Annotated in this window: 22 protein-coding genes; 8 read left to right on the forward strand and 14 right to left on the reverse strand. The window is 60.6% G+C overall.

Features of this window, described 5'->3' with window-relative positions; genetic code table 11:
- Positions 1-32: 32 nt before the first annotated feature.
- The 3 genes from ACR0D8_RS04630 to metG form a co-directional block, all read right to left on the reverse strand.
- Positions 33-3,170: an efflux RND transporter permease subunit gene (locus ACR0D8_RS04630; protein WP_480644893.1), complete on the reverse strand. Its 3,138-nt coding sequence runs from the start codon at positions 3,168-3,170 to the stop codon at positions 33-35.
- Positions 3,171-3,173: 3 nt separating this feature from the next.
- On the reverse strand, positions 3,174-4,352 hold the full coding sequence (locus ACR0D8_RS04635) for an efflux RND transporter periplasmic adaptor subunit (RefSeq protein ID WP_480644894.1): 1,179 nt from the start codon (positions 4,350-4,352) through the stop codon (positions 3,174-3,176).
- A gap of 277 nt (positions 4,353-4,629) precedes the next feature.
- Positions 4,630-6,348, reverse strand: coding sequence for a methionine--tRNA ligase (gene metG / locus ACR0D8_RS04640; protein WP_480644896.1), 1,719 nt, complete (start codon positions 6,346-6,348; stop codon positions 4,630-4,632).
- A gap of 256 nt (positions 6,349-6,604) precedes the next feature.
- Here metG and ACR0D8_RS04645 point away from each other — a divergent pair, with 256 nt between their 5' ends.
- Both ACR0D8_RS04645 and ACR0D8_RS04650 read left to right on the forward strand, forming a co-directional pair.
- The gene (locus ACR0D8_RS04645; protein ID WP_480644897.1) at positions 6,605-7,321 is read left to right on the forward strand and encodes an OB-fold-containig protein; all 717 of its coding nucleotides are present in this window, start codon (positions 6,605-6,607) and stop codon (positions 7,319-7,321) included.
- Positions 7,322-7,353: 32 nt separating this feature from the next.
- Positions 7,354-9,027 (forward strand): flotillin family protein, encoded by a 1,674-nt coding sequence (locus ACR0D8_RS04650; protein ID WP_480644898.1) that lies wholly within the window; start codon positions 7,354-7,356, stop codon positions 9,025-9,027.
- A gap of 37 nt (positions 9,028-9,064) precedes the next feature.
- On the opposite strand, the gene ACR0D8_RS04655 is transcribed toward ACR0D8_RS04650, so the two are convergent.
- The 8 genes from ACR0D8_RS04655 to ACR0D8_RS04690 form a co-directional block, all read right to left on the reverse strand.
- Positions 9,065-10,285, reverse strand: a complete 1,221-nt coding sequence (locus ACR0D8_RS04655; protein WP_480644900.1) for an MFS transporter — start codon at positions 10,283-10,285, stop codon at positions 9,065-9,067.
- Between the two features lie 70 nt (positions 10,286-10,355).
- Positions 10,356-10,952 (reverse strand): YceI family protein, encoded by a 597-nt coding sequence (locus tag ACR0D8_RS04660; protein WP_480644902.1) that lies wholly within the window; start codon positions 10,950-10,952, stop codon positions 10,356-10,358.
- Positions 10,949-12,163, reverse strand: a complete 1,215-nt coding sequence (locus ACR0D8_RS04665) for an MFS transporter (RefSeq protein ID WP_480644903.1) — start codon at positions 12,161-12,163, stop codon at positions 10,949-10,951. Before ACR0D8_RS04665 ends, ACR0D8_RS04660 begins: the two co-directional genes overlap by 4 nt.
- 64 nt (positions 12,164-12,227) lie before the next feature.
- Positions 12,228-12,848: an ImuA family protein gene (locus ACR0D8_RS04670; RefSeq protein ID WP_480644905.1), complete on the reverse strand. Its 621-nt coding sequence runs from the start codon at positions 12,846-12,848 to the stop codon at positions 12,228-12,230.
- 58 nt (positions 12,849-12,906) lie between these two features.
- Positions 12,907-13,488 carry a retropepsin-like aspartic protease family protein gene (locus ACR0D8_RS04675; protein WP_475160098.1) on the reverse strand — a complete coding sequence of 194 codons (582 nt, stop codon included), beginning with the start codon at positions 13,486-13,488 and terminating at the stop codon, positions 12,907-12,909.
- 41 nt (positions 13,489-13,529) lie between these two features.
- A complete protein-coding gene (locus ACR0D8_RS04680) occupies positions 13,530-14,150 on the reverse strand; it encodes a MarC family protein (RefSeq protein ID WP_475160102.1) in 621 nt (206 codons plus the stop codon).
- On the reverse strand, positions 14,147-14,539 hold the full coding sequence (locus ACR0D8_RS04685; RefSeq protein ID WP_480644907.1) for an ACT domain-containing protein: 393 nt from the start codon (positions 14,537-14,539) through the stop codon (positions 14,147-14,149). Before ACR0D8_RS04685 ends, ACR0D8_RS04680 begins: the two co-directional genes overlap by 4 nt.
- Positions 14,536-16,383: an ABC-F family ATP-binding cassette domain-containing protein gene (locus ACR0D8_RS04690; protein ID WP_480644908.1), complete on the reverse strand. Its 1,848-nt coding sequence runs from the start codon at positions 16,381-16,383 to the stop codon at positions 14,536-14,538. The genes ACR0D8_RS04685 and ACR0D8_RS04690 overlap by 4 nt, the downstream gene beginning before the upstream one ends.
- Before the next feature lie 106 nt (positions 16,384-16,489).
- Between ACR0D8_RS04690 and ACR0D8_RS04695 the strand changes: the two genes are divergently transcribed.
- Together ACR0D8_RS04695 and ndk are read left to right on the forward strand one after the other, a co-directional pair.
- Positions 16,490-17,692 carry a multidrug effflux MFS transporter gene (locus tag ACR0D8_RS04695; protein ID WP_480644910.1) on the forward strand — a complete coding sequence of 401 codons (1,203 nt, stop codon included), beginning with the start codon at positions 16,490-16,492 and terminating at the stop codon, positions 17,690-17,692.
- Positions 17,693-17,806: 114 nt separating this feature from the next.
- Positions 17,807-18,229, forward strand: a complete 423-nt coding sequence (gene ndk, locus ACR0D8_RS04700) for a nucleoside-diphosphate kinase (protein WP_068334875.1) — start codon at positions 17,807-17,809, stop codon at positions 18,227-18,229.
- 58 nt (positions 18,230-18,287) lie between these two features.
- Here the strand turns inward: ndk and ACR0D8_RS04705 are convergent, their stop codons facing one another.
- Complete coding sequence (locus ACR0D8_RS04705) at positions 18,288-18,635, reverse strand: TfoX/Sxy family protein (RefSeq protein ID WP_480644911.1); 348 nt, start codon at positions 18,633-18,635, stop codon at positions 18,288-18,290.
- 138 nt (positions 18,636-18,773) lie between these two features.
- Between ACR0D8_RS04705 and ACR0D8_RS04710 the strand changes: the two genes are divergently transcribed.
- From ACR0D8_RS04710 to ACR0D8_RS04725, 4 genes are read left to right on the forward strand one after another with little or no spacing between them, the layout of a single operon-like run.
- The gene (locus tag ACR0D8_RS04710; RefSeq protein WP_475160116.1) at positions 18,774-18,959 is read left to right on the forward strand and encodes a ribbon-helix-helix protein, CopG family; all 186 of its coding nucleotides are present in this window, start codon (positions 18,774-18,776) and stop codon (positions 18,957-18,959) included.
- Positions 18,959-20,476, forward strand: coding sequence for a CHAD domain-containing protein (locus ACR0D8_RS04715; protein WP_480644912.1), 1,518 nt, complete (start codon positions 18,959-18,961; stop codon positions 20,474-20,476). Before ACR0D8_RS04710 ends, ACR0D8_RS04715 begins: the two co-directional genes overlap by 1 nt.
- A gap of 3 nt (positions 20,477-20,479) precedes the next feature.
- Positions 20,480-21,235, forward strand: a complete 756-nt coding sequence (locus ACR0D8_RS04720) for a ParA family protein (protein WP_480644914.1) — start codon at positions 20,480-20,482, stop codon at positions 21,233-21,235.
- On the forward strand, positions 21,232-21,699 hold the full coding sequence (locus tag ACR0D8_RS04725) for a CYTH domain-containing protein (protein ID WP_480644915.1): 468 nt from the start codon (positions 21,232-21,234) through the stop codon (positions 21,697-21,699). Before ACR0D8_RS04720 ends, ACR0D8_RS04725 begins: the two co-directional genes overlap by 4 nt.
- On the opposite strand, the gene ACR0D8_RS04730 is transcribed toward ACR0D8_RS04725, so the two are convergent.
- Positions 21,696-23,066, reverse strand: coding sequence for an ATP-binding protein (locus ACR0D8_RS04730; protein ID WP_480644917.1), 1,371 nt, complete (start codon positions 23,064-23,066; stop codon positions 21,696-21,698). The genes ACR0D8_RS04725 and ACR0D8_RS04730 overlap by 4 nt on opposite strands.
- A complete protein-coding gene (locus ACR0D8_RS04735) occupies positions 23,059-23,739 on the reverse strand; it encodes a response regulator transcription factor (protein WP_475160125.1) in 681 nt (226 codons plus the stop codon). The genes ACR0D8_RS04730 and ACR0D8_RS04735 overlap by 8 nt, the downstream gene beginning before the upstream one ends.
- Positions 23,740-23,742 lie beyond the last annotated feature (3 nt).

Genomic DNA, 23,742 nt, shown 5'->3' on the forward strand with positions numbered 1-23,742 from the left:
GCCCCGCCATTTCGGCGGGGCTTTCATTTGTCTCAGGCTGCCTTTTCCGAAGGCCCGGGATCGTTTTTCGTGCCTTTGATCCACTCCCTCAGCCCCTGCATCATCGCATAGAGCACCGGCACAAGGATCACACCGATCAGCGTCGCAGCCAGCATACCGCCGAAAACAGCCACACCGATGGCCTTCTGGCTGGCCGCTCCGGCACCGCTGGCCGCAAGCAGCGGGACAACGCCCAGCAGGAAGGACAGCGCGGTCATCATCACCGCGCGAAAACGCTGAAAGGCTGCTTCGGCGGCTGCGTCCCTGATCGACAGACCCTTGGCCCGTTGTTCCATCGCAAACTCGACAATCAGAATCCCGTTCTTCGACGCCAAACCCACAAGCATGATCATCCCGATCTGCGTATAGAGGTTGATGTCGCTGCCCACGATCGCCACGGCGGCCACCGCCCCGAAGAGGGCGACAATCACCGACAGAAGGATCGAGACTGGCATCGACCAGCTTTCATACTGGCCAACCAGGAACAGGTATCCGAACAGGATCGCCAGCCCGAGGATCACAATCACCAGACTGCCCGAGGCCAGTTGCTGCTGGGCGGTACCGGTCCATTCGAACGCATAGCCCGGGGGCAGGGCGGTCGCCGATTCCTCGGTCATGACATTGATCGCGTCGCCGCTGGACAGACCGGGCGCCGGGACGGCGGTCACGGTCGCCGAACGGAACAGGTTGTGCCGTTTCAGCAGTACCGGACCCAGCACGTTTTCGACGTCGATCAAAGTCGCAAGCGGCACCATTTCCCCTTTGGTGGACCGGACATAGAGGTTCCCGATGTCTTCGACATTGTCCCGATAAGACCCGTCCGCCTGTATCATGACGCGATAGACGCGGCCGAACAGGTTGAAGTCGTTGACGTAATAGGACCCCAGTTGCGCCTGCATGGTCTGGAAAATTTCGGCCACGGACACTTGCAGCGTTTTGGCCTTTTCCCGATCCAGATTGACGAACAGTTGCGGCACGTTCGCGCGGAACGTCGTGTAGGCCTGTCCGATTTCCGGGCGTTGGTTGGCGGCATAAACAAAAGACCCCACGGCCGAGGCCAGATCCTGTGGTGAGCCTCCGCCGGTCTGCTGAACCTCCATCTCGACACCGGCCGACATGCCCAGGCCCTGAATGGGCGGCGGGTTGAAAGCCACGATCGAGGCGGCGGACTCGCCGTTGGCAATGGCCAGAATCTTGGCCAGAATGGCGTTCGCGCTCAGGTCATCCTCTTGCCGCTCGTCCCAATTGTCGAGGTTCACGAAGATCGCCGACCCGTTGGTGATGGTGCCGTTGAGCAGCGAGTAGCCGTTGATGAGAACCGTGCTGGCCACACCGGGGATCTGCTGAATCTGCTCGTCGACGCGGCTGGATACGGCCTCAGTGCGTTCCAGGGTCGCAGCATCAGGCAATTGGATATCCACGAAGAGATAACCGTTATCCTCCAGCGGGATGAAGCCGCTGGACGTGTTGGACATGATCGTGCCTGTCCCCATGGCCAGCGCAACAATCACACCCAGGGCGATGACTGGCAGGATCAGAAGCTTACGCACAATCGCGACATAGCCCAGCCGGACGGTTCCGATAAAATTCTCGAACAGGGCCAGCAGACCCTTGGGCGGGCCTGTCCGTTCCCGCAACACCAAGCCGCACAGGGCCGGGGACAAAGTCAGCGCGTTGATCGAAGAGATCACCACCGCGGTCGAGATTGTGACGGCAAACTGCGAATAGAGCCGCCCTGAAATGCCGGGCATGAAGGTGACGGGAACAAACACCGCCAAAAGCACCAGCGTGGTCGCAATGACGGGGCCGGTGATCTGACCCATGGCCTTGCGGGTTGCATCGGCAGGGGGCAGGCCTTCATCCGCGATGATCCGTTCGACGTTCTCCACCACGACGATGGCGTCATCCACGACGATGCCGATTGCCAGCACCAGCGCGAACAGAGAGATAGTGTTCAGCGACATGCCAAAGGCAAGCAGGAAGGCGAAGGTGCCGATCAGCGAAACGGGGATGGCAACCGCCGGAATGATGGTCGCACGCCAGCTTCCGAGAAACAGGAACACAACCGAAATCACCAGAATGAAGGTCAGGATAAGCGTCGAAACCACGTCATTTAGTGATTGTTCCACAAAATCCGTGGTGTTGAACGGTACCTGATATTCGACATCATCCGGGAACGAACGCGACAGCCTCTGCAACTCGGCTTCAACCCGGTCGGACACGGCAAGCGCGTTGGCTCCGGGCGCCTGATAGATCCCGATGACCGTGGCGGGTACGCTTTCGAAATACCCGGACGCTGCATAATATTCGGCGCCAAGTTCGACGCGGGCAATGTCCCGGATCCGGACAATCGAACCGGCATCGCCGGTCCGGATGACAATGTCACCAAATTCGGCGGCCGAGGTCAGCCGGCCCTTGGCCTTGATCGTGTATTGGAACGTCTGCCCTTCCGGAACCGGGGGCGCGCCGATTGATCCTGCGGACACTTCGACATTCTGTTCGCGAATGGCGTCGATCACGTCGCCCGGCGCGATGGACAATGCTGCCATCTTGTCGGGGTCCATCCAGATCCGCATCGCATATTCCAGATTGGTCAGCACGTCCGCCTTGCCGACGCCCTGCACCCGCGCCAGCGCGTCCTTCAGATTGATCGAGGCGTAGTTGGAAAGAAATACACTGTCATAGGTGCCGTTGGGCGAGGTCAGCGTCACCAGCAAAAGCATGTTGGTCGACGCCTTCTGCGTGACCACGCCAGAGGATGTGACCTCGGTCGGCAACGACGCCATGGCCTGGGCCACCCGGTTCTGAACGTTCACCGATGCGATATCGGGATCGGTACCCACCTCGAAAGTGATATTCAGCGAGTAGTTGCCGTTATCCGATGAGGTGGACGTCATATAGATCATGTCGTCCACGCCATTGACCTGCGCCTCGATCGGCGCGGCGACGGTGTTTTCAACCGTTTCGGCATTCGCGCCGGTATATGTGGTTGTGACACTGACCACCGGCGGCGTGATGTCCGGGAACTGCGCCACCGGAAGCACCAGATAGCCAATCCCGCCCATGATGGTCAGGACAAGCGAGATGACAAGCGCCAGCTTGGGCCGGCTTATGAATAGAGCTGAGAACATCGGTTATTCTCCCGGCTGCTCAGACGCGACAACCGCGTCGACAGAGACGCCGGGCCGGACCCTCTGCAGGCCCTCCACGATCACGCTTTCGCCTTCGCGCAGACCATCCTTGACGATGATCGCCGATTCCACCGTGTCGCCCGTGGTGATATAGCGTTGTTCGACCATCTGCTTGTCGTTGACGACCAGCACGAACTCACCCCGTTGGTCCCGCTGTAGCGCGGCCTGTGGGATCAGCACCTCCAGAGTGGGTTCCAGCGCTTCGATATTCACGTTCAGGAAGGCGCCGTCGATGATCAGCCGGTCGGCATTGTCAAACTCGGCCCGTAACGAGATTGCCCCGGTCAGCGGATCAATCCGGTTGTCGACGAAAACGATCTTACCGGTTTCCTCCAGTTCCGTTCCGTTGGGCAGGGTGACCCGGACGACCGGGCTCTGATCGCTGCCGGCCAGCGAGGCGGCGTTTTCTCCAAAGGTCTCCAAAACCGTGGTGAACTGCTTTTCGTTCAGTGAAAAATTGACGTAGATCGGCGCTTCGCTGACGATATTGACCAGCGGTGGATTGGTCGGGCCGACAACGTCGCCGACACTGATGGCGACGCGACCGATGCGGCCGGTAAACGGGGCCTGGATCTGCGTGTAACTTAAGTCCAGTTCGGCCTGCTGAATGGCGGCCTTGGCGGCTTTGACCTCGGCCTCGGCCACCAGTTCGTTGGCGCGGGCTATGTCGCGTTCGGATTCCGGTGTGGCGTCGCGTTTGTACAGTTCTTCTTTCCGCGCAAGTTCCACCCGGGCCAGTTCCAGGCTGGCCTCGGCCCGGTCCAGATCGGCGTTCCGGGCTTCAAGCGTCGCCTCATACAGATCGGGTTCGATGGTGAACAGCAGATCGCCCTCATTCACCAGCGCGCCGTCTTCGACGTTCTGACTGTCCAGAAAGCCGCTGACGCGTGCGACGATGTCCGCCTTTTCCAGCGCTTCCGCACGACCGATGAACACCGCTTCTTCGGTGATTTCCTGTGAATAGGCAGCCGCGATCGACACTTTGGGCGGGGCAGCTTCGCCCTGATCCTGCGCTGATGCGCTCTGTGCCAGTCCGATGCAGATCACAGCAGCGGATGGCCACAGAAATCTGGCAACGATGCCTTTTTGACGGTATCCGGAAAACGTCGATACAAGGGACATGGCAATGGCCTCTTTGAAGTAAATATGCGCACAACCCGAACCGTCAGCTTTGGACCGAGTCACAGGAACTTTGGGTCAGGATGGCGGGTTTGAGTGTATTTCTCAACCTTGTTGACGCCCGGGACGTGAATGCAATTGCAGAAATTATTATGACTCCGCGCGGGTTTACTGCCGCCTTCCAACGTCGAGGGTCGGCTGTGGGCCTTTGAGATGTGCAGCCGCGAGGGCACAAAAAAGGGGGCCGGAGCCCCCATATTGGTCGTTACTTTTTGTCCGATCAGCCGCGCGTGCCGGCGAACCGGTTTTGCCAGTCTTCGCGTTGTTCATCGGTGATTTTGGCGAACAACACGTCGGGCACGGTAAACGCGTGCCCGGCGGGCAGGGCGTTCAGCGCGGCAGCGACATCGTCGGGCCAGGTGGTGTCCAGCGTGTTCATCGCGCTCAGCATCCGGGCCGAGGTTTCGGGGATGAACGGCGCGCTCAGCACGGCGTAAAGGCGGATCAGGTTCAGGCCCAGACGCACCTGCGCGGCGGCTTGCTCCGGGTCTTCCTTGAAGGTCGACCAGGGGGCTGCGGCTTGCAGGTATTCGTTGCCAGCGACCCAGATCGCCCGCAATTCCCGCGCGGATTTTCGGACCTCCATCGCTTCCATATGCTCCTCATAGGCGCGGACGCGATTGGTCAGCTCTTCGATCAAAGCTTGCTCGCGCGGGCCATTCGCACCGCCTTCGGGCACCGCCTCGCCGAATTTCGAGCGGCAGAACTTGGTGATACGGCTCACGAAGTTGCCCAGAACGTCGGCGAGGTCCTTGTTCACCGACTGCTGGAAATTCTCCCACGTGAATTCGCTGTCGCTGCTTTCGGGCGCATGGCTCAGCAGCCACCAGCGCCAATAGTCGGCGGGCAGGATCTCAAGCGCCTGATCCATGAAGACGCCACGACCCTGCGAGGTCGAGAACTGGCCGCCGTCATAGTTCAGATAGTTGAAGGATTTCAGGTGGTCGACCATCTTCCAAGGCTCACCCGAACCCAGAATGGTGGCCGGGAAGCTGAGGGTGTGGAAGGGCACGTTGTCCTTGCCCATGAACTGGACATAACGCACGTCGTCCGCGCCCTTGTCGGTGCGCCACCAGCGTTCCCATTCGGCGTCCGTCTTTCCGTTGGCCTCGGCCCATTCGCCAGCGCAGGCAATGTATTCGATGGGCGCATCGAACCAGACATAGAAGACCTTGCCTTCCATCCCCGGCCAGTCCTGATCGCCTTTCCTGACCGGCACACCCCAGTCCAGATCGCGGGTAATGCCGCGGTCTTGCAACCCATCACCGTCATGCAGCCATTTCTTGGCAATCGAGGTGGTCAGGATCGGCCAGTCGGATTTGCTGTCGATCCATGCGTCCAGCTGGTCCTTCATCGCGGATTGACGCAGATACAGGTGCTTGGTTTCGCGTACTTCCAGATCGGTCGAGCCGGAAATAGCCGAGCGCGGCTCGATCAGGTCGGTCGGGTCCAGCTGTTTGGTGCAGTTCTCGCACTGGTCACCCCGCGCACTCTCATATCCGCAGTTCGGGCAGGTGCCCTCGATATAGCGGTCGGGCAGAAAGCGGCCATCGGCGTTGGAATAGACCTGTTTCTCGCTGACTTCGCGGATCAGCCCGGCATCGTCCAGCTTGCCTGCGAAATGCTGCGTCAGTTTCTTGTTCTGTTCGCTGGAGGAACGACCGAAGTGATCGAAGCTGAGGCCAAAGCGCTTGGCGATGTCGGCCTGAATGCCATACATCTCGGCGCAATATTCGGCCACCGGCTTGCCCGCCTTGGCCGCCGCCAGTTCTGCGGGTGTGCCGTGCTCATCCGTGGCGCACAGGAACATGACCTCGTTCCCCCGGCCACGCTGATAGCGCGCGTACAGATCGGCAGGCAATTGCGAGCCGATCAGGTTGCCGAGGTGCTTGATCCCGTTAATGTATGGGATCGCCGAGGTGATAAGAATCCGAGCCATGTTCCGTATCCGCGTATCTAACTGCGCGCCCGTCTACATTATGTAACCCGCCAGCAAAAGCCCGGCTTTCGTGCAGATGTGATTTTAAGCACGCACCGTCCGGAAAATCGGTGAATCGGCGATTCCCGGATTGCAGAGGTTTTAAGGGCTGCAATACCCATAGGTTGAACATTGGAATCACAACCTCTTGATTTTTTGTAATGACTGCCCATCTAGAATGTATACCAAAGTATACTAAAACGGGGACTACTTGCTGATGCTCAACTTTCTGCTCGAGGGTGCGTTTGCGCCCTTTACAATGGCGCTCGCTTTACTGTTCAGCCTTCTGGCGCTCGAACTGATTGCGCTGGCGTTGGGCGGAAGTCTGATAACCGGCGATGGCGAGGTCGATCTGGACATGGTCGACGCCCCCGATCTGGACGTTGCCGATTTCGATCTGGATATCGACGCCGATGTTGATCTGGGCGATTTCGAACTGGCCGAGGTCGAGACGGAAGCGCCCGAGGCTGCCTCGGCCGGTCCGTTCGGCTGGCTGGGTATCGGCAGAATGCCCTTCATGATCTGGCTGCTGGTCCTGCTGGCGGGCTTTGGCCTCAGCGGTATGGGTCTGCAACTGGCTCTGCGCGATTTGCTGGGATTCAGCCTGCCGTCGTGGATGGCCGCGATCCCGGCCGGTCTGTTCGGCCTGTGGTTCGCGCGCGGCTTCGGCGGTGCCTTTGCCCGCCTGCTGCCCAAAACCGAATCCGAAGCGATGTCTGAACGAATGCTGGCCCGCCGCCGTGGAGTGATCACGCAAGGCACGGCATCGCACGGTCGCCCGGCCGAGGTTCGTGTGACCGATCGTTATGGCAATGCGCACTACCTGCGGGCTGAACCCTTGCAGGCCCAGGACGCCCTGACGCAAGGCACCGAAGTGCTGGTGCTGCGCGACCGACGGCGCGACCGGTTCGTTCTGGTCGGCTTGTCAGACTAACCAAATTTCAACCCCAATACGGAGGATTTTGCATGGAACTTACATTCCTGGCCGTCACAGTTGTGACCATTCTGGCGGTATTTCTTTTCATCGGTCTTGTGCTGGGTCGGCTCTACCGCCGCGCGACCCGAGAGGTCAGCCTGGTGAAAACCGGCGCGGGTGGCAAAAAGGTCATCATGGATGGTGGCGTCATCATCGTGCCGCTTCTGCATGAGGTCAGTCCCGTCAACATGAAGACCCTGCGCCTTGAGGTGCAGCGCAGCGGTGAGGCTGCCCTGATCACCAAGGACCGCATGCGTGTGGACGTTGGCGTCGAGTTCTACGTCTCGGTCATGGCGACCGAAGAGGGCATCGCCCGCGCCGCACAGACGCTGGGTGACCGCACCTTCGACGTCGAGCAACTGCGCGAGATGATCGAAGGCAAACTGATCGACGGCCTGCGCGCCGTTGCGGCCCAGATGACCATGGACGGTCTGCATGAAAACCGCGCCGACTTTGTGCAGGAGGTTCAGAATGCGGTGTCCGAGGACCTGTTGAAAAACGGTCTGTCGCTGGAATCCGTTTCGCTGACCGCGCTGGACCAGACACCGTTTGAGGCTCTGGACGAAAACAACGCCTTCAACGCCGTGGGTATGCGCAAGCTGGCTGAGGTCATCGCTGTGTCGAAGAAAGAGCGCGCTCAGATTGATGCCGAAGCCGAAGTTGAGGTGCGCCGCGCCGCGATGGAGGCCGAACGCCAGAAGCTGTTGATCGAGCAGGACGAGGCGCAGGCGCGCATCGAACAGACGCAAAAGGTCGAAACCCTGCGCGTGGCGCAAGAGGCCGAGATCGCCGCACGGACTGAGGACTCGGTGCGTGAAACCGAACGCGCACGGATTGCCCGCGAAGAAGCCATCCGTGCCGCGGATATCGAGCGCGAGCGCAAGATCCGCGAGGCCGAAATCTCGAAAGAGCGTGAGCTGGAAGTGGCCGAGCAGGAACGCCAGATCATCATCGCGCAGAAATCCGAAGAGGAAAGCCGCGCGCGTGCATCTGCTGATTTGGCCCGGGCCGAGGCGACCAAAGCAACCGAAGCCGTGGCAACCGCCCGCGAAGTGGCCGAGGCCGAGCGTCAGAAGCAGATCGCCCTGATCGAAGCCACCCGTGAGGCCGAACGTCAGGCCACCGCGATCCGACTGGCTGCGCAGGCCGAGAAAGAGGCCGCTGCCGACCGGGCCGAAGCCCGTCGTGAAGAAGCGCACGCCGAAGCGGACGCACTGAACATCCGGGCCGAGGCCAAGAAGAATGACATGCTGGCCGAAGCGGAAGGTAAGCGCGCGATTGTCGACGCCGATAACGCTCTGTCCGCGGCGCAAATCCGCATGAAGGTGGATCTGGCACGGATCGAAACCATGCCGTCGATCATCTCGGAAATGGTCAAACCGGCCGAAAAGATTGACTCGATCAAGATTCATCAGGTTGGCGGCATTGGTGCTGCAAGCGGTGGCACCGCGTCAAATGGCGACAAGCCGGTGGTCAACCAGGCGCTGGATTCGATCATGGGCATGGCCGTTCAGATGCCCGCGCTCAAGAAGCTGGGCGAAGAGTTGGGCCTGTCGATGGAAAACGGGGTCGGTGGTGTCGTGAACGGCGCTCTGGAACCCACACCCGAGCCCGCGAACGCGATCGAGGCGGCGGACGACGAAGCCGCTCCGACGCAGCAGTAAGAGAAAAAAGGGCCGGGATTTCCCGGCCCTTTCCCTGTCATTCCTCCCGCGATCTTTTCAGCAATCGGCCAATGGTGAAGGATGTGCGCGGGGCGTAGACGTAATTGGTGCGCTCGTCCGGCGTTGGCCGTGACCGCATCCGCGCCAGCCCAAACACGATCAGCCCCAAATGACCAACCGCCACAAATGCGAACAGCGCACCGGGGCCGAATTGCTGGATCAGCGTGGATGAGATGTAGGGCGACGCAATGGCCCCCAGCGCGTACCAGAACATCAGCGCCGCAGACAGTTCGACCCGTTGTTCCGTCGTCGCAAAGTCATTGGCGTGCGCCGATGACAGCGAAAAGATCGGGAACGTCGTCAGGCCAAAGAACCCGGCGGCCAGCATGACGCCCATCGTGCCCGCGCCACTGGCCAGCATCGTTACACCGCAGCTCAGCACAGCGGCGGCGGATAGCCAGATCAGCACCCAGCGCCGGTCGTATTTGTCGGCAAGCCAGCCCAGCGGGTATTGCGCCAGCGCCCCGCCCAGAACGAATGAGGCCAGAAAGAACGCGATCTGATCCACGCCCAGCCCGACCTCTTGCCCATAGACCGGGCCGACCATGCGAAACGACGCTGAACTGAGCGCTGCGACGATGACCCCGGCAACGGCCAGTGGTGAGCTTTGCCATGCCAGCCGAGGGCGCAGGCGCGGCGCGTCCGGTGTTTTGGGCTGACTGGCTCGCGTGAGCGCCAGCGGCAGCAGCGACGCGCAACACAGGATCGCCAGCAGGTTGTAAGACACATAAGAGGCCGGTGGCAGGACGGCGATGATCAACTGCGCACACAGCGACGCGCCCAGATCCGCGATGCGGTATGTGCCCATGGCGCGCCCGCGGGTCTCGTTCGTGACCTTGGCGTTCAGCCAGGCCTCGATCACCGTGTAGCACCCAGCGACACAGGTGCCGGACGCGATGCGCAGGGCGGCCCATATCTGCGGGTTTTCCGTCAGCGTGTGACCCAGCAACCCCATCGCACCCAAAGCGGTGCAGACGGCAAAAGCGCGCGAATGCCCGACGCTGCCCATAAGGCGCGGTGCCCACCAGCACCCGATAAAGAACCCGATGAAATGGGCCGAGCCCAGCAGACCGATCTGTTCAGTCGAAAAGTTCAGGGTCAGGCCCGAGATGGCGTCCAATGGTCCGACGCCGCCCGTCGAAAGCTGCAGAAGAATGACGGAAAGAAACAGGGCGGCAAAGGAAATAATCGTGCGCATAATGGTCTTTGCTAGGGGGAAAAGATTGGTGATGCGCGCGACTAATCGACTCTGGCGCGTCGTTTTTTGCCTATTCGACCCGTTTGATTTCCGCCCTGATGTCCAGCCCGACCGTGTCCTGCACCAGATCAGCATAACCCGAGGCGCCAAAGTCGTGACGGTTCAGGGCACCGGTCAGGCGGATGGAAAGGTCGTCCAGACTGTCGGCGGCACTGCCGGGGCGACGGTAGAGTTCCGCCTGAAGTGTAATCGGACGGGTCACGCCGCGCAGCGTCAGGTCGCCGGTAACTTTCGCCCCGCGCGAGATGCGCCCGCCTTCGCCCAATTGAATTTGCGTCGAAACGAAGTGAATCGTGGGAAACCGCGCGGCATCCAGTACTTCGGCGCTGAGCATCGGTTTACGGGCAAATGGCAGTCGCGTCCGCGCCCTGGCGACGTTCAGGATGACATTGACGCGACTGTTGGCCAGGTCGGCCAGGTCGATCTGAATATCGGCAGACTGGATCGGCATGGTCCCGGACTGGGCAATTCCGGACAGATCGAAGGTGAAGTCGACCGAGGTTCCGCTGGGCACCAGCCTGTACGGCCTTCGCCCGGCGCGGGCCGCGCGTGTCAGGGGCAGGGTCGCCAGCCCGGCCAGAAGGGCGCGCCGGGTCAGGCACCTCATATTACGGCCTCCTGCCGGCGGGGGCGCGACCGGTGCAGCAGCATCAGCAGAATCGCGATATTCAGCCCGTTCCAGAGAATGCCGTTGATGAAGGCCAGTTGGTAGTTCCCGGTGACATCGTAGATCCAGCCGGACATCCAGCCGCCCAGCGCCATGCCCATGATGGTCATCATCATCACGAAACCGACCCGAGCGCCGGCCTCTTGCGGGGGCATGTATTCGCGCACGACAAGGGCATAGCTGGGTACGATCCCGCCCTGTGCCAGTCCGAACAGCAGGCTGATGACATATAGCGAAACCATCCCGTCATACGGCAGAAACAGGAACAGGGCGATGCATTGCAGGACCGACCCGATCAGCAGGGTCATGATCCCGCCAAGCTTGTCGGCGACCAATCCCGAAATCACGCGGCTGACCACACCGCCCAGCAACATCAGCGACAGCATCTCGGCCCCGACCGCGGGGCCATAGCCCAGCCCGACGCAGTACGAGACGATATGAACCTGCGGCATGGACATCGCCACGCAGCAGCCGATCCCGGCCAGACCCAATATGTATTGCAGGGCGCGGGGCGGTATTCCGACGCTGCTGGCGTTGATCCGGGCATTGGCGGCGGCGGTGCTGTGCGCCTCGGCCGGGACCTGACGACGCAGCAGCAGGGACAGGGGGATAACAACCGCCAGGGTAATGACCGCCAGCGTCAGATAGACCTGCTGCCACCCGTCGCGGGCCAGAATGCCCGACAGCAGGGTGGGCCATATCGCGCCGGACAGATAGTTCCCGCTGGCCACCAGTGCGACAGCGATGCCGCGTCGTCGCATGAACCAGTGTGAAATGTCGGCGATCAGCGGGCCGAACCCGATCGACGTACCCAGCCCCAGCAACAGATGCGCGACCGACAACAGGATGATGTTCGGGGCAAGTGTCGCCAGCAGATAGCTTATGGCGCTCAGCACGGCCGCCCCGATCAGCGCCCGGGTCACACCCAGCCGGTCCACCATCTGCCCCAGCCACATGTTCCCCAGCGCAAAGCCGATCATCGACAGAACGTAAGGCAACGAAGCCTCGGCGCGCCCCGCGTTGAACTGGGCCTCGACCGCGGGCATCACGACGATCACCGCCCACATGCCCACATTCGCCACCATTGCGATGCCGAGCGTGATCAGCAGGCGGAACCAGGAATAGCGGCTGTCATGGATCGGGTGGCTCATGCCGAAACGCTAGGGCGGGGCCGGTTTTTTTGCCAGTCACAAGTTTTGTGATCCTCGTGAGGTGTCACACCAAAGCATCTTCGGTTTCAGCCTTTTGCAGGTTCAGCCCGGCGCGCGGCGCGGTCTGGGTGGCCTGCCAGCTAACCGGGGGCAGGGCGCGCGCGCGGCGGCGGGTCAGGGTCCAGCGGCGGGCCTCGCCCTGATGGTTCGCGGCCATGTGCCAGCGGGTCTCGACCCCCTGCGCGCCACCGTCGCCGGGCGTCAGCAACAGACCCAGCGGGGCCCGTCCCATCGCGCCGCCCTGTTCGGCGGCCAGATGCATGCGCCGCACCGGCGTCAGCCCCGGCGCGCCGGGCAGATCACCGATCACCAGCGGGATTGCCCCGCTGCGCAGCGCCTCTTCCATGCACCACAGCAGATCTTCGGCGCGGGTGGGGCGCACGAACAGGAACCGGGCCGGATCGGCAAAGGGCATCATGCCGTCGGGGTTCAGCTGATCGGGTTCCCACGCGGGCGAAATCCATAATACCGGCCCCTGCGCCTGACCGGCCAGCCACATGGCAAAGCTGCGCCGGGCGGGGCCGCAGGCCTCGTGCACGCGGGCCAGTTGCAGGGTGATCTGCGGGTGTAGAGCCAACCCCGGCGCCGTGCGTGCGGGTTTGCGGCCAAGAAGATGTGTAGACATGCTGTCAGATTAGCATGTTCTCACTTTGTTCTCAATTGGTGAATGTGACCATTGCCCGTTACCGCGACAGGATCATGCGCCCGTTCGAGAACTGGATGTTCGAGAACCGATGCAGGTAATCCATGCCCAAAAGCGACTGGTGCAGCTCGCCCTCATTGATCCAGGCCGAGACGTTCCGGTCGGTGATCGGCCCCAGGGTCAGCGTATCCAACCGTACCGGCGCGGTTCGAACCTCACCATTGGCCGTCGCTGCGCGGCCGAAGAAGTTCAGTTGGTTCGGATCAATCCCCAGCCGCTCGGCGTCAGGCGAACTCAGGACAATCTGACTGGCTCCGGTATCGACCATGAAAGAGATCGGCTCGCCGTTCACCACGACAGGCAGGTAGTAGTGCCCGTCATATGACCGCGGCACTTCGATGGTCTCACCGGTGACGGTCATTTGCGGCGCAGGGCTGACCGTGGTGCGAATGTCCTCCCACAGGCCGACGACGGCGATGACCCCAACGAAGATAAACACCCAGGCCAGGGCCTGTTGCAGCGTTTTGTTCAGCGTTTCGCGGTTCTGCGACACAAACCACGCCACCACTGCGGCGCCAAGCAGCCCCAGATAGGTCAGTCGTGCAATGCTGTCGCCGTCCATGTCATTACCCTTACCAGAACATCTCTATGCTATATGGGTATTTATGCCGCAAAACCAAAGGCCTTGAGGCCGTCCAGAATGAACTGAACCGACAGCGCGGCCAACAGCATCCCCAACAGACGCGTCAGCACGTTCAGCCCGGTCTTGCCCAGCACACGCGCCACCGCGCCCGAGGTCAGATACATCACGAACACCATGGCCAGAACAACCAGCATGACGCCGATGACAACCGCCAGACCCTGAATGCCGGGTTGCTGACCGGCCAGCAGGATCATCGTGGCAATCGCCCCCGGACCTGCAATCAGCGGGATGCCAAGCGGAAACACAGACGGGTCTGCATGTTCCTCTTCTTCGGCGCTGCTTTCGCGCCGTTTGGTGCGGCGTTCAAACAGCATGTCGAGCGCAGTCAGGAACAACAGGACGCCGCCCGCGACCCGGAATGCCTCCATCGAGATGCCGATGAAGCCCAGAACCGCCTCGCCGAAGGCCGCGAACATCGCAAGTATCCCGCCTGCTGTCAGGCAGGCCCGGATCGCGATGGATCGCCGGGTGTTCCAGTCCATCCCCTGGGTCAGGGCCACAAAGATCGGCGTCTGGGCCGGTGGGTCGAGGACCACGAAAAGCGTCGTGAACGCGGTGATCAGGAATGCGCTGTCCATCACTCTTTGCTACTTTGTTGCAGGTGTTGCTGAATTTTCACGGCATCTTCAGCCAGTTCCGAAGGAACATATACATGATCGTGATAATAACCCGCGACCATGTTGGCTGGTATACCGGCCCGTGCCAATGCGCCCGAGACCGCAGCGGTCAGCCCCACGCCTTCCAGTGAAGAGTGAACTTGCAGCGTTATGCAGCGCATGGCGACCGCCTCTTGCGGCGCGTTTTCAATTGGAACGATCAGGGACAAACCCTCGGCCTCAATACAACTGGCGCGCGTTCCTTGGGGCCATGGCTCGTTTTCCGGCCAGACCGCAAAAGCGAATTCACCGGGCTGAACAACAGGGCACATGCCGGCAATCATCGCGTTGGTGTCCTTGACGGGTGCGCTCATGCCGTTTCCGCCTGTTCCAGCCGTTCAGCTGCAGCGACCCAAAGCGCCTCGGCCTTCTGCATGGCCTCGACCACCTCGGCAAACTTTCGGTTCCAGGTTTCCAGATCGTTGATCCTGTCGTCCTCGTAAAGCGCCGGGTCCGCCAGCTTGGCCGAGAGCTTTTCGTGCATGTCCGACAGTTTTTCGATCCGGTCCTCGCATTTGCGCAGGTCTGCGCGCAGGGCCAGCATAGTATCGCGCGAGGGGCGTCTGGGCTTGGCCGCAGGCTTTTCCCTGATCGGCTTGTCGCGAGCCAGCAGAAGGGCACGATAGGCCTCCAGATCACCCTCAAAGGGTTTCACGGTGCCGTCCGAAACCAGCCACAGCCGATCCGCCACCAGCGACAGCAGGTGCATGTCGTGGCTGACCAGAACGACCGCGCCGGAATAGGCTGTCAGCGCTTCGACCAGCGCCTCGCGGCTTTCGATATCCAGATGGTTGGTCGGCTCATCAAGAATCAGCATATGCGGCGCGTCTATGGTGGCGATCAGCAGCGACAGGCGCGCTTTCTGACCTCCGGACAAACGACCAACCAGCGTTTCCGCCTGATCCGCATTCATTCCGAACCCTGCCAGACGCGACCGCCACTTGCCCGGAGCCTCGTCCGGGCGCAGGCGGCGCAGATGATCCAGCGGCGTCTCGTCCACATGCAGCTCATCCACCTGATGCTGCGCGAAATATCCGATGCGCAGTTTGGAACTGCGGGTCATCTTGCCCGCCATCAGCGGCAGGCGGTCGGACAGAAGTTTGGACAGGGTCGATTTGCCCTGACCGTTCTTACCCAGCAGCGCGATGCGGTCGTCCTGATCGATACGCAGGTTCAAACGGCGCAGCACCTCGGTTTCACCATAGCCGGTCACACCACCTTCGATCTGGATGATCGGCGGCGACAGTTCCTCGGGCTTCGGGAAAGAGAAGGCGCGCAGGGCGGCCTCTTGCGGGGTTGAGACAAGCTGGATGCGTTCAATCATCTTCAGGCGGGACTGAGCCTGCACAGCCTTGGACGCCTTATAGCGGAACCGGTCCACAAAGCTTTGCAGATGTGCGATGCGGGCCTTGGCCCTGGCGTTTTCGGATTCCGCCTGCGCCAGCCGCTCGGCGCGGCGTTCTGCGAATTTGTCGTAAGGCACCGCGTAATAGGTCAGCTTGCGGTCTTCCAGATGCAGAATCGACCCAACGGCCCGGTTCAGCAGGCCCCGGTCGTGACTGATGATTATGACCGTGTGCGGGTATTTGGCCAGATAGCTTTCCAGCCACAGCGCGCCTTCCAGATCCAGATAGTTGGTCGGCTCATCCAGCAGCAGCAGATCAGGTTGCGAGAACAGCACCGCCGCCAGCGCAACGCGCATTCGCCAGCCGCCCGAGAAGTCCGAGCAGGGCTTCACCTGATCCTCATCGTCAAAGCCCAGACCTTTGAGGATCGAAGCCGCGCGCGCCTCGGCCGACCAGGCGTCGATATCGGCGAGACGGGTCTGAATCTCGGCGATCCGAGCGGGATCTGTGGCGCTGTCGGCCTCGGCCATCAGCGCGCTGCGCTCGGTATCGGCGGCCAGAACCGTATTGATCAGCGACACGTCGGACGAGGGCACCTCTTGCGCCACGCCCCCGATCCGCGCGCGTTTCGGCAGCACGATATTGCCAGATTCCAACGCCAGCTCGCCCCGGATCAGGCGGAACAAGGTGGTTTTGCCCGTGCCGTTGCGGCCCACCAGCCCAACCTTGTGCCCGTCGGGAATGGTTGCACTGGCCCCATCGAAAAGGGGGCGGCCTTCGACGGCATAAGTGATGTCTTCGATCCGTAGCATGCGCCGCTCTTAGCAGAGCGTGACAGGGGCCGCCAGCAGCTTGGCGTGTTCAATTGTTCGGGGATGTGCTAGCGCTGGTCCGGTTGGAATTCAGACGGTTTTCATTATGCGCGCGGCCCGAACGCCTCCTTCTTTGGTAACCCTGATATTTGCGACGGCGTTGTCTGTGCTGTCGCTGAATATGTTTCTGCCGTCTTTGGCGCGGATGGGGGCAGATTTTCAGGTCGACTATGCGTTGGTGAACCTTTCGGTGGCTGGATACCTGGCTGTTTCAGCGGTCCTGCAACTGATCATGGGGCCGCTGTCGGACCGCTATGGCCGCAGGCCCATCCTGCTGATCTGTATGGCGATTTTCGCCGTTGCGTCGCTGGGGTGCGTTCTGGCCGGATCAATCTGGGTCTTCCTTGGCTTCCGCCTGTTGCAGGCAGCAGTGGTGGCGGGGCCTGTGCTGTCCAGCGCGTCGATCCGGGACCGGTATCCGCCGAACGAGGCGGCCAGCAAGCTGGGCTATGTGGCGATGGCGATGGCGCTGGCCCCGATGCTGGGGCCGATGCTGGGCGGAGCGTTGGACATGTTGTTCGGCTGGCGCGCGGGGTTTGTCTTGTACGCTGCGTTGGGGGCAGGGATGCTGATGCTCTTGTGGGTGGATATGGGCGAGACAAACACCGAGCGGTCGTCGACCTTCGCTGCCCAGCTTCAGGAATACCCGCACCTGTTTCGGGCGCGACGGTTCTGGGGCTATGCCCTGTGTGCCGCATTCTCGATCGGCGGGTTCTTCAGCTTTATCACCGGTGCGCCGCTGGTTGCCGCAGCTTGGTTTGACCTGAGCCCGGCCACGCTGGGCCTGGGGATCGGGATCATCACGGGCGGGTTCATGGTGGGCAATTTCATCACCGGTCGCATAGCCGCTCGCACACGCCTGACGACGATGATCCTGAGCGGTCGTGTGATTGCCTCGATCGGTCCATTCATCGGCCTGCTGCTGTTTATGGCGGATCAGGGTTCCGTCTGGGTCTTTTTCGGCTCGGCCGTGGCCGTGGGCTTTGGTAATGGCCTGACAAACGCCAATGCCTCGGCCGGGCTGATGTCGGTGCGTCCAAAGCTGGCCGGCAGCGCCGCCGGATTGTCCGGTGCGATGGTCGTCGGGCTTGGCGCAGTTCTGACGTCGATGACGGGGGCTCTGGTCAGTCCGGAAAATGGCCCGTTCCTTGTACTTGGAATGATGTGCGCCAGCAGTTTCGCAGGCTTGCTGGCCATTCTCTACGTCCGTTGGGTTGACCGGCAAGAGCCGCTGCCTGACACAATCTGATCGGCAATTCTGCGCGGCGCCATCATTACGCTTTTCATGAGCCACAGACCATGTTAGGCGGCGCGCGATGGATTTCGGCGCAGGCTCTGCGCCCTATAGTAAGGAGAGGCCGACATGGCACTGGAACGCACATTTTCGATCATCAAACCCGATGCAACCCGCCGCAACCTGACTGGCAAGATCAACGCCAAGTTCGAAGAAGCCGGCTTGCGCATCGTTGCGCAAAAGCGCATCCACATGACCAAGGAACAAGCCGGCAAGTTCTACGAAGTACATGCCGAGCGTCCGTTCTATGACGAACTGTGCGAATTCATGTCGTCGGCTCCGGTCGTCGTTCAGGTTTTGGAAGGCGAAGGCGCCATTGCCAAGAACCGCGAAGTCATGGGCGCAACCAACCCCGCAGACGCAGCGCCCGGCACTATCCGCGCCGAGTTCGCTGAATCGGTTGGTGAAAACTCGGTCCACGGTTCGGACGCGCCGGAAACCGCTGCGGTTGAGATCGCATACTTCTTCTCGGGTATCGAACTGGTCGGATAAACCGTCGCCCAATCGACAAGATCAAACCGCATCCGGTTTCGGGTGCGGTTTTTTTGGTTCAGACCGGTTTCAGGTCTTTTGCGGAAACGCGCACGCCGATTGCATCCAGATCCGATACGATCTGTGTTTCAGGTGCGGCCGTAACGCCGGATTTAATCGCGTCAAACCTTTGACGCAGGGCCTTTTTCTCTTCACCCTTGCAGTCGTTCCAGGGCCGGCCCTGCAAACCCATGACCAGCACATAGTAGCCGATGAAATGCGGGCGCGTACCGGCCTTCAGCAAACGGGTATAAGCCGCATCGGCACCCATTTCGCGCAGTTGCTGCGCCGAGTGAATCCCTGCGCGCGCGCAGGCCTGTTCGTAGGCCGGGCCAAGATTGCGGATGGAAGAAACCGGATCGGACATGTCCGGGTTGTAGCCGGGTGTTTTGGCGCTGTCACCCGGTTGTTACAGTTCGGGCGGTAACGTAAGCAATCCGATTGTCATCCTCGTCTGATGAACTTGATCGCGATTTCATGACGTCATGCTGTCACAGGGACGCCGATGCCCAAAAGTATGGAATCCGGGGCGAAGTCCGGTAAGAGTAGGAAAAACACGTCGCTCAGATTGGACGGCAAAACTCTGAAGGCGCTGAAGATCAGAGCGATTGAAGAGGGGACCAGTGTGCAGAAAATCATCGAAAAGCTGGTAAACGAATACCTTGAAGCGCCGGGAAAAGGGCGCTCATGATGGCGCAGAACAGCAGCCTTTTCGTGATTTCAGGCGCATTCGATCTGGCGGCGTTTGCCAAGTCCCTGAAAGGGCTGACCCCGGTTTTCGATTTTCCCAAGGCGGCGCGGCCCTTTGATTTGTTGGATTGCCATGACCAGTCGCTCAGGGCGGGCGGGCAGCTATTGATCGAAACCGGCGGCGCGATGCGGTTGTTGCAGGGCGATGGCGGCACACGGGTTCAGAGGACGAGCGGCAAAGGCAGGTTCGTGCAGGATCTGCCGGACGGGGCTGTTCGCACGGCACTGGCCGGATTTCCCAAGCTGCGCGCATTGATGAGTATTCTGTCCGGCACGGCAGAAATCGGCGAGTTTGCTGTACTGGATGAACTGCAGAAAACGCAGGTTCGCGGCAGCGTTCTGAAACTGTCCTCGGCAAGCGGGCAGGCGACAATTCTGACGGTTCGGCCCCTGCGTGGATACGACCGCGCGTTTGAGGCCGTATGCGCCGCGCTGAACAAGACGGCAGATGTACCAAGCGGGTTTGACCCGGTGTACAACGCACTGGCCCCCGGGCATGTCCCATACAAGGCCAAACCCGATGTCGAACTTGGTACCAACGAGCCATCGATTGAAGTTGCCGCTGACATCATCCGTACATACCTGACCGTTGCCCGAAAGAACGAGGCGGGCGTGATCGCGGATATCGATACCGAGTTTCTGCACGACTATCGCGTTTCACTGCGGCGCATCCGATCCGTTCTTAGCCTGTTCAAGGGCGTCTTCGCGCCCGAGCAAACTGCCACGCTCAAACGTGTATTTTCCGAGTTGATGGAACCGACGGGGCGGGTTCGGGACTTGGATGCCTACCTTCTGGAAAAAGATATATACTTCAATCTAATACCAGAAAATCTTCATTCCGGTGTCGAGGCCATGTTCGCGCAGTTCGCGAAAGAACGCGCGCAGGCTTTGGCCGCGTTGTCTCGTCGATTCAAGGGCGCGGCATATGATCGGCACACGACTGAACTTGCGGTGTTGTTTGCGGATACCAAGGCGCTGGATCCCGGGCCGAATGCGGAACGCGGTGCCTATGATTACGCCTGCACACTGATCTGGAAGCGATACCGAAAGGTCTGCAAGCTGGCCCGGCGCATTACCCCTGACACCCCGGACGAAGCCGTTCATGAACTGCGGATTGACTGCAAGAAGCTGCGGTATCTTATGGAGTTCTTCGCCCCTCTGTTCGACAAGAACGCTTTCAGGACGGTTATCAAGCCCTTGAAAAGGCTACAGGACAATCTGGGTCTTTTTAACGACTATTCGGTTCAGCAAGAGGCATTGCAGAGCTTTGTGACCCAGCAAAGCAACTCCCAGGGTCGCGCCAATGCGCAGCTTGCCATGGCGGCGGGCGGGCTGATCGCGGTACTCAGCCAGCGGCAAAAGGCAGAACGCGATCGGGTGATCGCCAATTTCCGACATTTTGACAGCCCGGACATCCAACACCTGTTCCGCAGCTTGTTTCACGATACGGAGGACTGAGGATTGAAGATCATTGCCTGTTACAGCAACAAGGGCGGTGTCGGGAAAACTGCAACCTCGGTGAATCTGGCCTATGCCTATGCGCGGGCAGGGTATGCGGTGCTGCTCTGCGATCTCGATCCGCAGGGCGCGTCGGGGTTCTATTTCCGGGTGAAGCCGTCCAAAAAGCTGACAGACGCGCGGTTTTTCGAAGATGTGGAGCGGTTCACCAGATCGATCCGGGCAAGTGACTTTGACGGGCTGGACGTATTGCCCGCCAACCTGACCTTTCGCGATTTTGACGTGTTCCTGTCCCGAATGCGGAACAAACGGTCGCGGTTGAAAAAGGCACTGGCCACGGCAGGCAGTGATTACGACGTTATTATTCTGGATTGTCCGCCAAACTTTTCGACCCTGTCCGAAAATATCTTCAAGGCTGCGGATCAGATTGTCGTGCCTGTCATCCCGACCACCCTGTCCGAACGGACATTCGACCAGCTTGTCGGATTTTTTGAAAAACAGGGGCTGCCCAAGAAGAAGCTCAAGGCATTCTTTTCAATGGTGCAGCGGCGAAAAATTCTGCATCAGGACACGATGGAGAAAATGCGCAAACTGTACAAAAAGCGGTTCTTGCAGACGGAAATCCCCTTTGCCGCTGATATTGAGCGTATGGGGCAATATCGCGCCCCGGTCAGTATCTATGCCGGCCGCAGCGCCGCCAGCGCCGCTTACAGCGCGCTGTTTAACGAACTGGAACACGGAGTGGCTTCAACCAAATGAGCACCGAAATCGAACGCAAGTTTCTAGTCGCCGATCTGCCGGACCTGAGCGGCGCAGAAAAAGCCGTCGTGCGTCAGGGGTATCTGACCGCACCCGACGATTCCACTGAACTGCGCCTGCGGCAAAAGAACGACAGATATTTCCTGACCCTCAAGGGCAGCGGATCAATGGTGCGGGTCGAGCGCGAGGCCGAAATCTCGGCCGAGCAGTTCGAAACCTTCTGGCCGGAAACGGATGGGCGCCGGGTCGAAAAGGAACGCTTTACCGGCCAGTTGCCGGATGGGCGGGTCTTTGAACTGGATGTATTCCAGGGGGATCTTGCCCCGTTGCAACTGGTCGAAGTTGAATTTCAGACCGAAGCTGAGGCGCAGGGATATGTGCCGCCCGATTGGTTCGGGACGGACGTGACCGCAGATAAACGATATAAAAACAAGACGATGGCGATCAATGGCGTCCCGGGTTAGGGCTTGCGCGACAATCTGATCATCGCTTCCAGCCCGGGGTCGCAGTTGCGCGCCTTAAACGCACCGCCATGCATATGTGAGATGGCCGCAACAAGGGCCAGCCCCAGCCCGGCGTTGCGTTCTGTCCGCGCAGGATCAAGCGTGACAAACGGCATCTGCAGACGCGACAGGTCTTCTTGCGGCACGCCCGGACCCCGATCCCTGACACTCAGGCAGGTATGGGGGCCGTCTTCTCCAAGATGGATTGTAACGGCTGTGCCCTGCGGCGCATATCGCATCGCGTTTTCCAAGAGGTTTGACAATGCCTGAGAGAGCAGCGGGCGGTGTCCAAGAATAGGGTCCGCCGTGCCGGTAATTTCCAATCGGATACCCTGATCGGCTGCGACCGGGTCATAAAGCTCAGCCACATCCGCCACCAGCTGTTGCAGGTCTACTGGCTCGAACTGTTCGCGGCCAACCCCCGCTTCGGCGCGGGAAATCTCGGTCAACTGGCTCAGGACCCGCAGGACATGATCGATCTCTACCGTCGCGCGGGCGATGTCGATCTCGCGTTCCTGTTCGGTTTTTGTTGGATCGGACAATGCCTCGACCCGCTGTTTCAACCGTGACAGGGGCGAGCGCAGGTCGTGCGCGATCGAGTTTGAGGTGGTGCGCAGGTTGCTGACCAACTCTTCGATCCGGTCCAACATGGTGTTCAAAGTCCCGGCCACCTGATCGAATTCGTCACCGGTGCCCCGCATCGGCATCCGGCGGGACAGGTCCCCCGAAACGATATTCTCGGCGGTGCTGGCAATATCGGACAGGCGGGAAAAGACAAGCCGGGTAAACAGCCAGCCGGTCAGAACGCTTAGTGCCAAGGCAATCGCCAGGGCAATGCCGACGGACCGCAGCAATACCCGGTCGAATTGTTGCCGCGCCAGCGCGTCACGCCCGACCAGCAGACGCTCGCCACCGGGCAGGCGGACAGAAGCTGCGGAAATGGGGACCAACTGGTCATTGTCCGCGCGTCGCAGCTCAAGATCGACCCAGCCGCTGCCGGCGGCAATGTTCTCGGGCCATTGTTTCAGGTTCCCCGCCAGCTTGGCCCCGAACCGGTCGGTCAGAAGGTAAAGCGCATCACGCTCGGATGCGGTCGGTATGCGCCGTTCAATCGCCGTCATCAGCCCGATCAGGCCACGGCGTTCATATTCATCCGCCAGACCCGTCAACTCGGCCGATACCACAGACCGGGTTTCCCCCTCGATGCTGCGGTTGGCCGTCACATAGACCAGCGCCAGCACGGTAGCCGTCAGCAACGTGCTGAGAACCATGCTGGCCAGAACGAGACGGGTGCGCGAATTGTTGAACGATAGCCGCAGGTTATCCATCAGATATCATGTAACCGGCACCGCGAACGGTTTCAATCAACGGCGGCTCGCCGCCTTCGTCCAACTGGCGTCGCAGTTTCGAGATATGGACATCGACCACATTGGTATTCGGGTCGAAATGATAGTCCCAGACCCCTTCCAGCAACATGGTGCGCGACACCACGCGGTTTTTCCGGCGCAGGAAGAACTCAAGTATCTGGAATTCGCGCGGGGTGAGGGTGACCTCACGCCCGTTGCGGGTGACTTTTCGGGTCAGCAGGTCCATCTCAAGGTCCTTGCAGCTGAGGGTTGGGCTTTCCTCGGCTTCCTGCGGACGTCTCAGCAGCGCCTCGATCCGGGCGTGCAGTTCCTGAAACGAGAAGGGCTTGACCAGATAGTCATCGGCCCCGGCGCGCAGCCCCTTGACGCGTTCGTCAACGGCGCTCATCGCGGTCAGCATCAGAACCGGTGTTTTCAGCCCGGCGGCCCGCATGGATTTGATCAGCGACAGGCCGTCCAGCCCGGGCAGCATGCGATCGAGGACAACCGCATCAAAGCCGCCATCGGTGGCGTGATACAAACCCTCGCGGCCATCGGCGGCAAGCTCTACCACATAGCCTTCTTCACCAAATCCCTTGGCAATGAAGTCCCGGGTGTCTTCGTCATCTTCGACGATCAGCAAGCGGCGGCTCATTAT

The organism is Ruegeria sp. BG10 (assembly GCF_056538575.1).

What these genes read in the sequence shown, in the direction of transcription:
- ACR0D8_RS04630 (WP_480644893.1), bottom strand. Translation starts at nt 3,170, where the DNA reads ATGTTCTCAGCTCTATTCATAAGCCGGCCCAAGCTGGCGCTTGTCATC.
- ACR0D8_RS04635 (WP_480644894.1), bottom strand. Translation starts at nt 4,352, where the DNA reads ATGTCCCTTGTATCGACGTTTTCCGGATACCGTCAAAAAGGCATCGTT.
- metG (WP_480644896.1), bottom strand. Translation starts at nt 6,348, where the DNA reads ATGGCTCGGATTCTTATCACCTCGGCGATCCCATACATTAACGGGATC.
- ACR0D8_RS04645 (WP_480644897.1), top strand. Translation starts at nt 6,605, where the DNA reads ATGCTCAACTTTCTGCTCGAGGGTGCGTTTGCGCCCTTTACAATGGCG.
- ACR0D8_RS04650 (WP_480644898.1), top strand. Translation starts at nt 7,354, where the DNA reads ATGGAACTTACATTCCTGGCCGTCACAGTTGTGACCATTCTGGCGGTA.
- ACR0D8_RS04655 (WP_480644900.1), bottom strand. Translation starts at nt 10,285, where the DNA reads ATGCGCACGATTATTTCCTTTGCCGCCCTGTTTCTTTCCGTCATTCTT.
- ACR0D8_RS04660 (WP_480644902.1), bottom strand. Translation starts at nt 10,952, where the DNA reads ATGAGGTGCCTGACCCGGCGCGCCCTTCTGGCCGGGCTGGCGACCCTG.
- ACR0D8_RS04665 (WP_480644903.1), bottom strand. Translation starts at nt 12,163, where the DNA reads ATGAGCCACCCGATCCATGACAGCCGCTATTCCTGGTTCCGCCTGCTG.
- ACR0D8_RS04670 (WP_480644905.1), bottom strand. Translation starts at nt 12,848, where the DNA reads ATGTCTACACATCTTCTTGGCCGCAAACCCGCACGCACGGCGCCGGGG.
- ACR0D8_RS04675 (WP_475160098.1), bottom strand. Translation starts at nt 13,488, where the DNA reads ATGGACGGCGACAGCATTGCACGACTGACCTATCTGGGGCTGCTTGGC.
- ACR0D8_RS04685 (WP_480644907.1), bottom strand. Translation starts at nt 14,539, where the DNA reads ATGAGCGCACCCGTCAAGGACACCAACGCGATGATTGCCGGCATGTGC.
- ACR0D8_RS04690 (WP_480644908.1), bottom strand. Translation starts at nt 16,383, where the DNA reads ATGCTACGGATCGAAGACATCACTTATGCCGTCGAAGGCCGCCCCCTT.
- ACR0D8_RS04695 (WP_480644910.1), top strand. Translation starts at nt 16,490, where the DNA reads ATGCGCGCGGCCCGAACGCCTCCTTCTTTGGTAACCCTGATATTTGCG.
- ndk (WP_068334875.1), top strand. Translation starts at nt 17,807, where the DNA reads ATGGCACTGGAACGCACATTTTCGATCATCAAACCCGATGCAACCCGC.
- ACR0D8_RS04705 (WP_480644911.1), bottom strand. Translation starts at nt 18,635, where the DNA reads ATGTCCGATCCGGTTTCTTCCATCCGCAATCTTGGCCCGGCCTACGAA.
- ACR0D8_RS04710 (WP_475160116.1), top strand. Translation starts at nt 18,774, where the DNA reads ATGCCCAAAAGTATGGAATCCGGGGCGAAGTCCGGTAAGAGTAGGAAA.
- ACR0D8_RS04715 (WP_480644912.1), top strand. Translation starts at nt 18,959, where the DNA reads ATGGCGCAGAACAGCAGCCTTTTCGTGATTTCAGGCGCATTCGATCTG.
- ACR0D8_RS04725 (WP_480644915.1), top strand. Translation starts at nt 21,232, where the DNA reads ATGAGCACCGAAATCGAACGCAAGTTTCTAGTCGCCGATCTGCCGGAC.
- ACR0D8_RS04730 (WP_480644917.1), bottom strand. Translation starts at nt 23,066, where the DNA reads ATGGATAACCTGCGGCTATCGTTCAACAATTCGCGCACCCGTCTCGTT.
- ACR0D8_RS04735 (WP_475160125.1), bottom strand. Translation starts at nt 23,739, where the DNA reads ATGAGCCGCCGCTTGCTGATCGTCGAAGATGACGAAGACACCCGGGAC.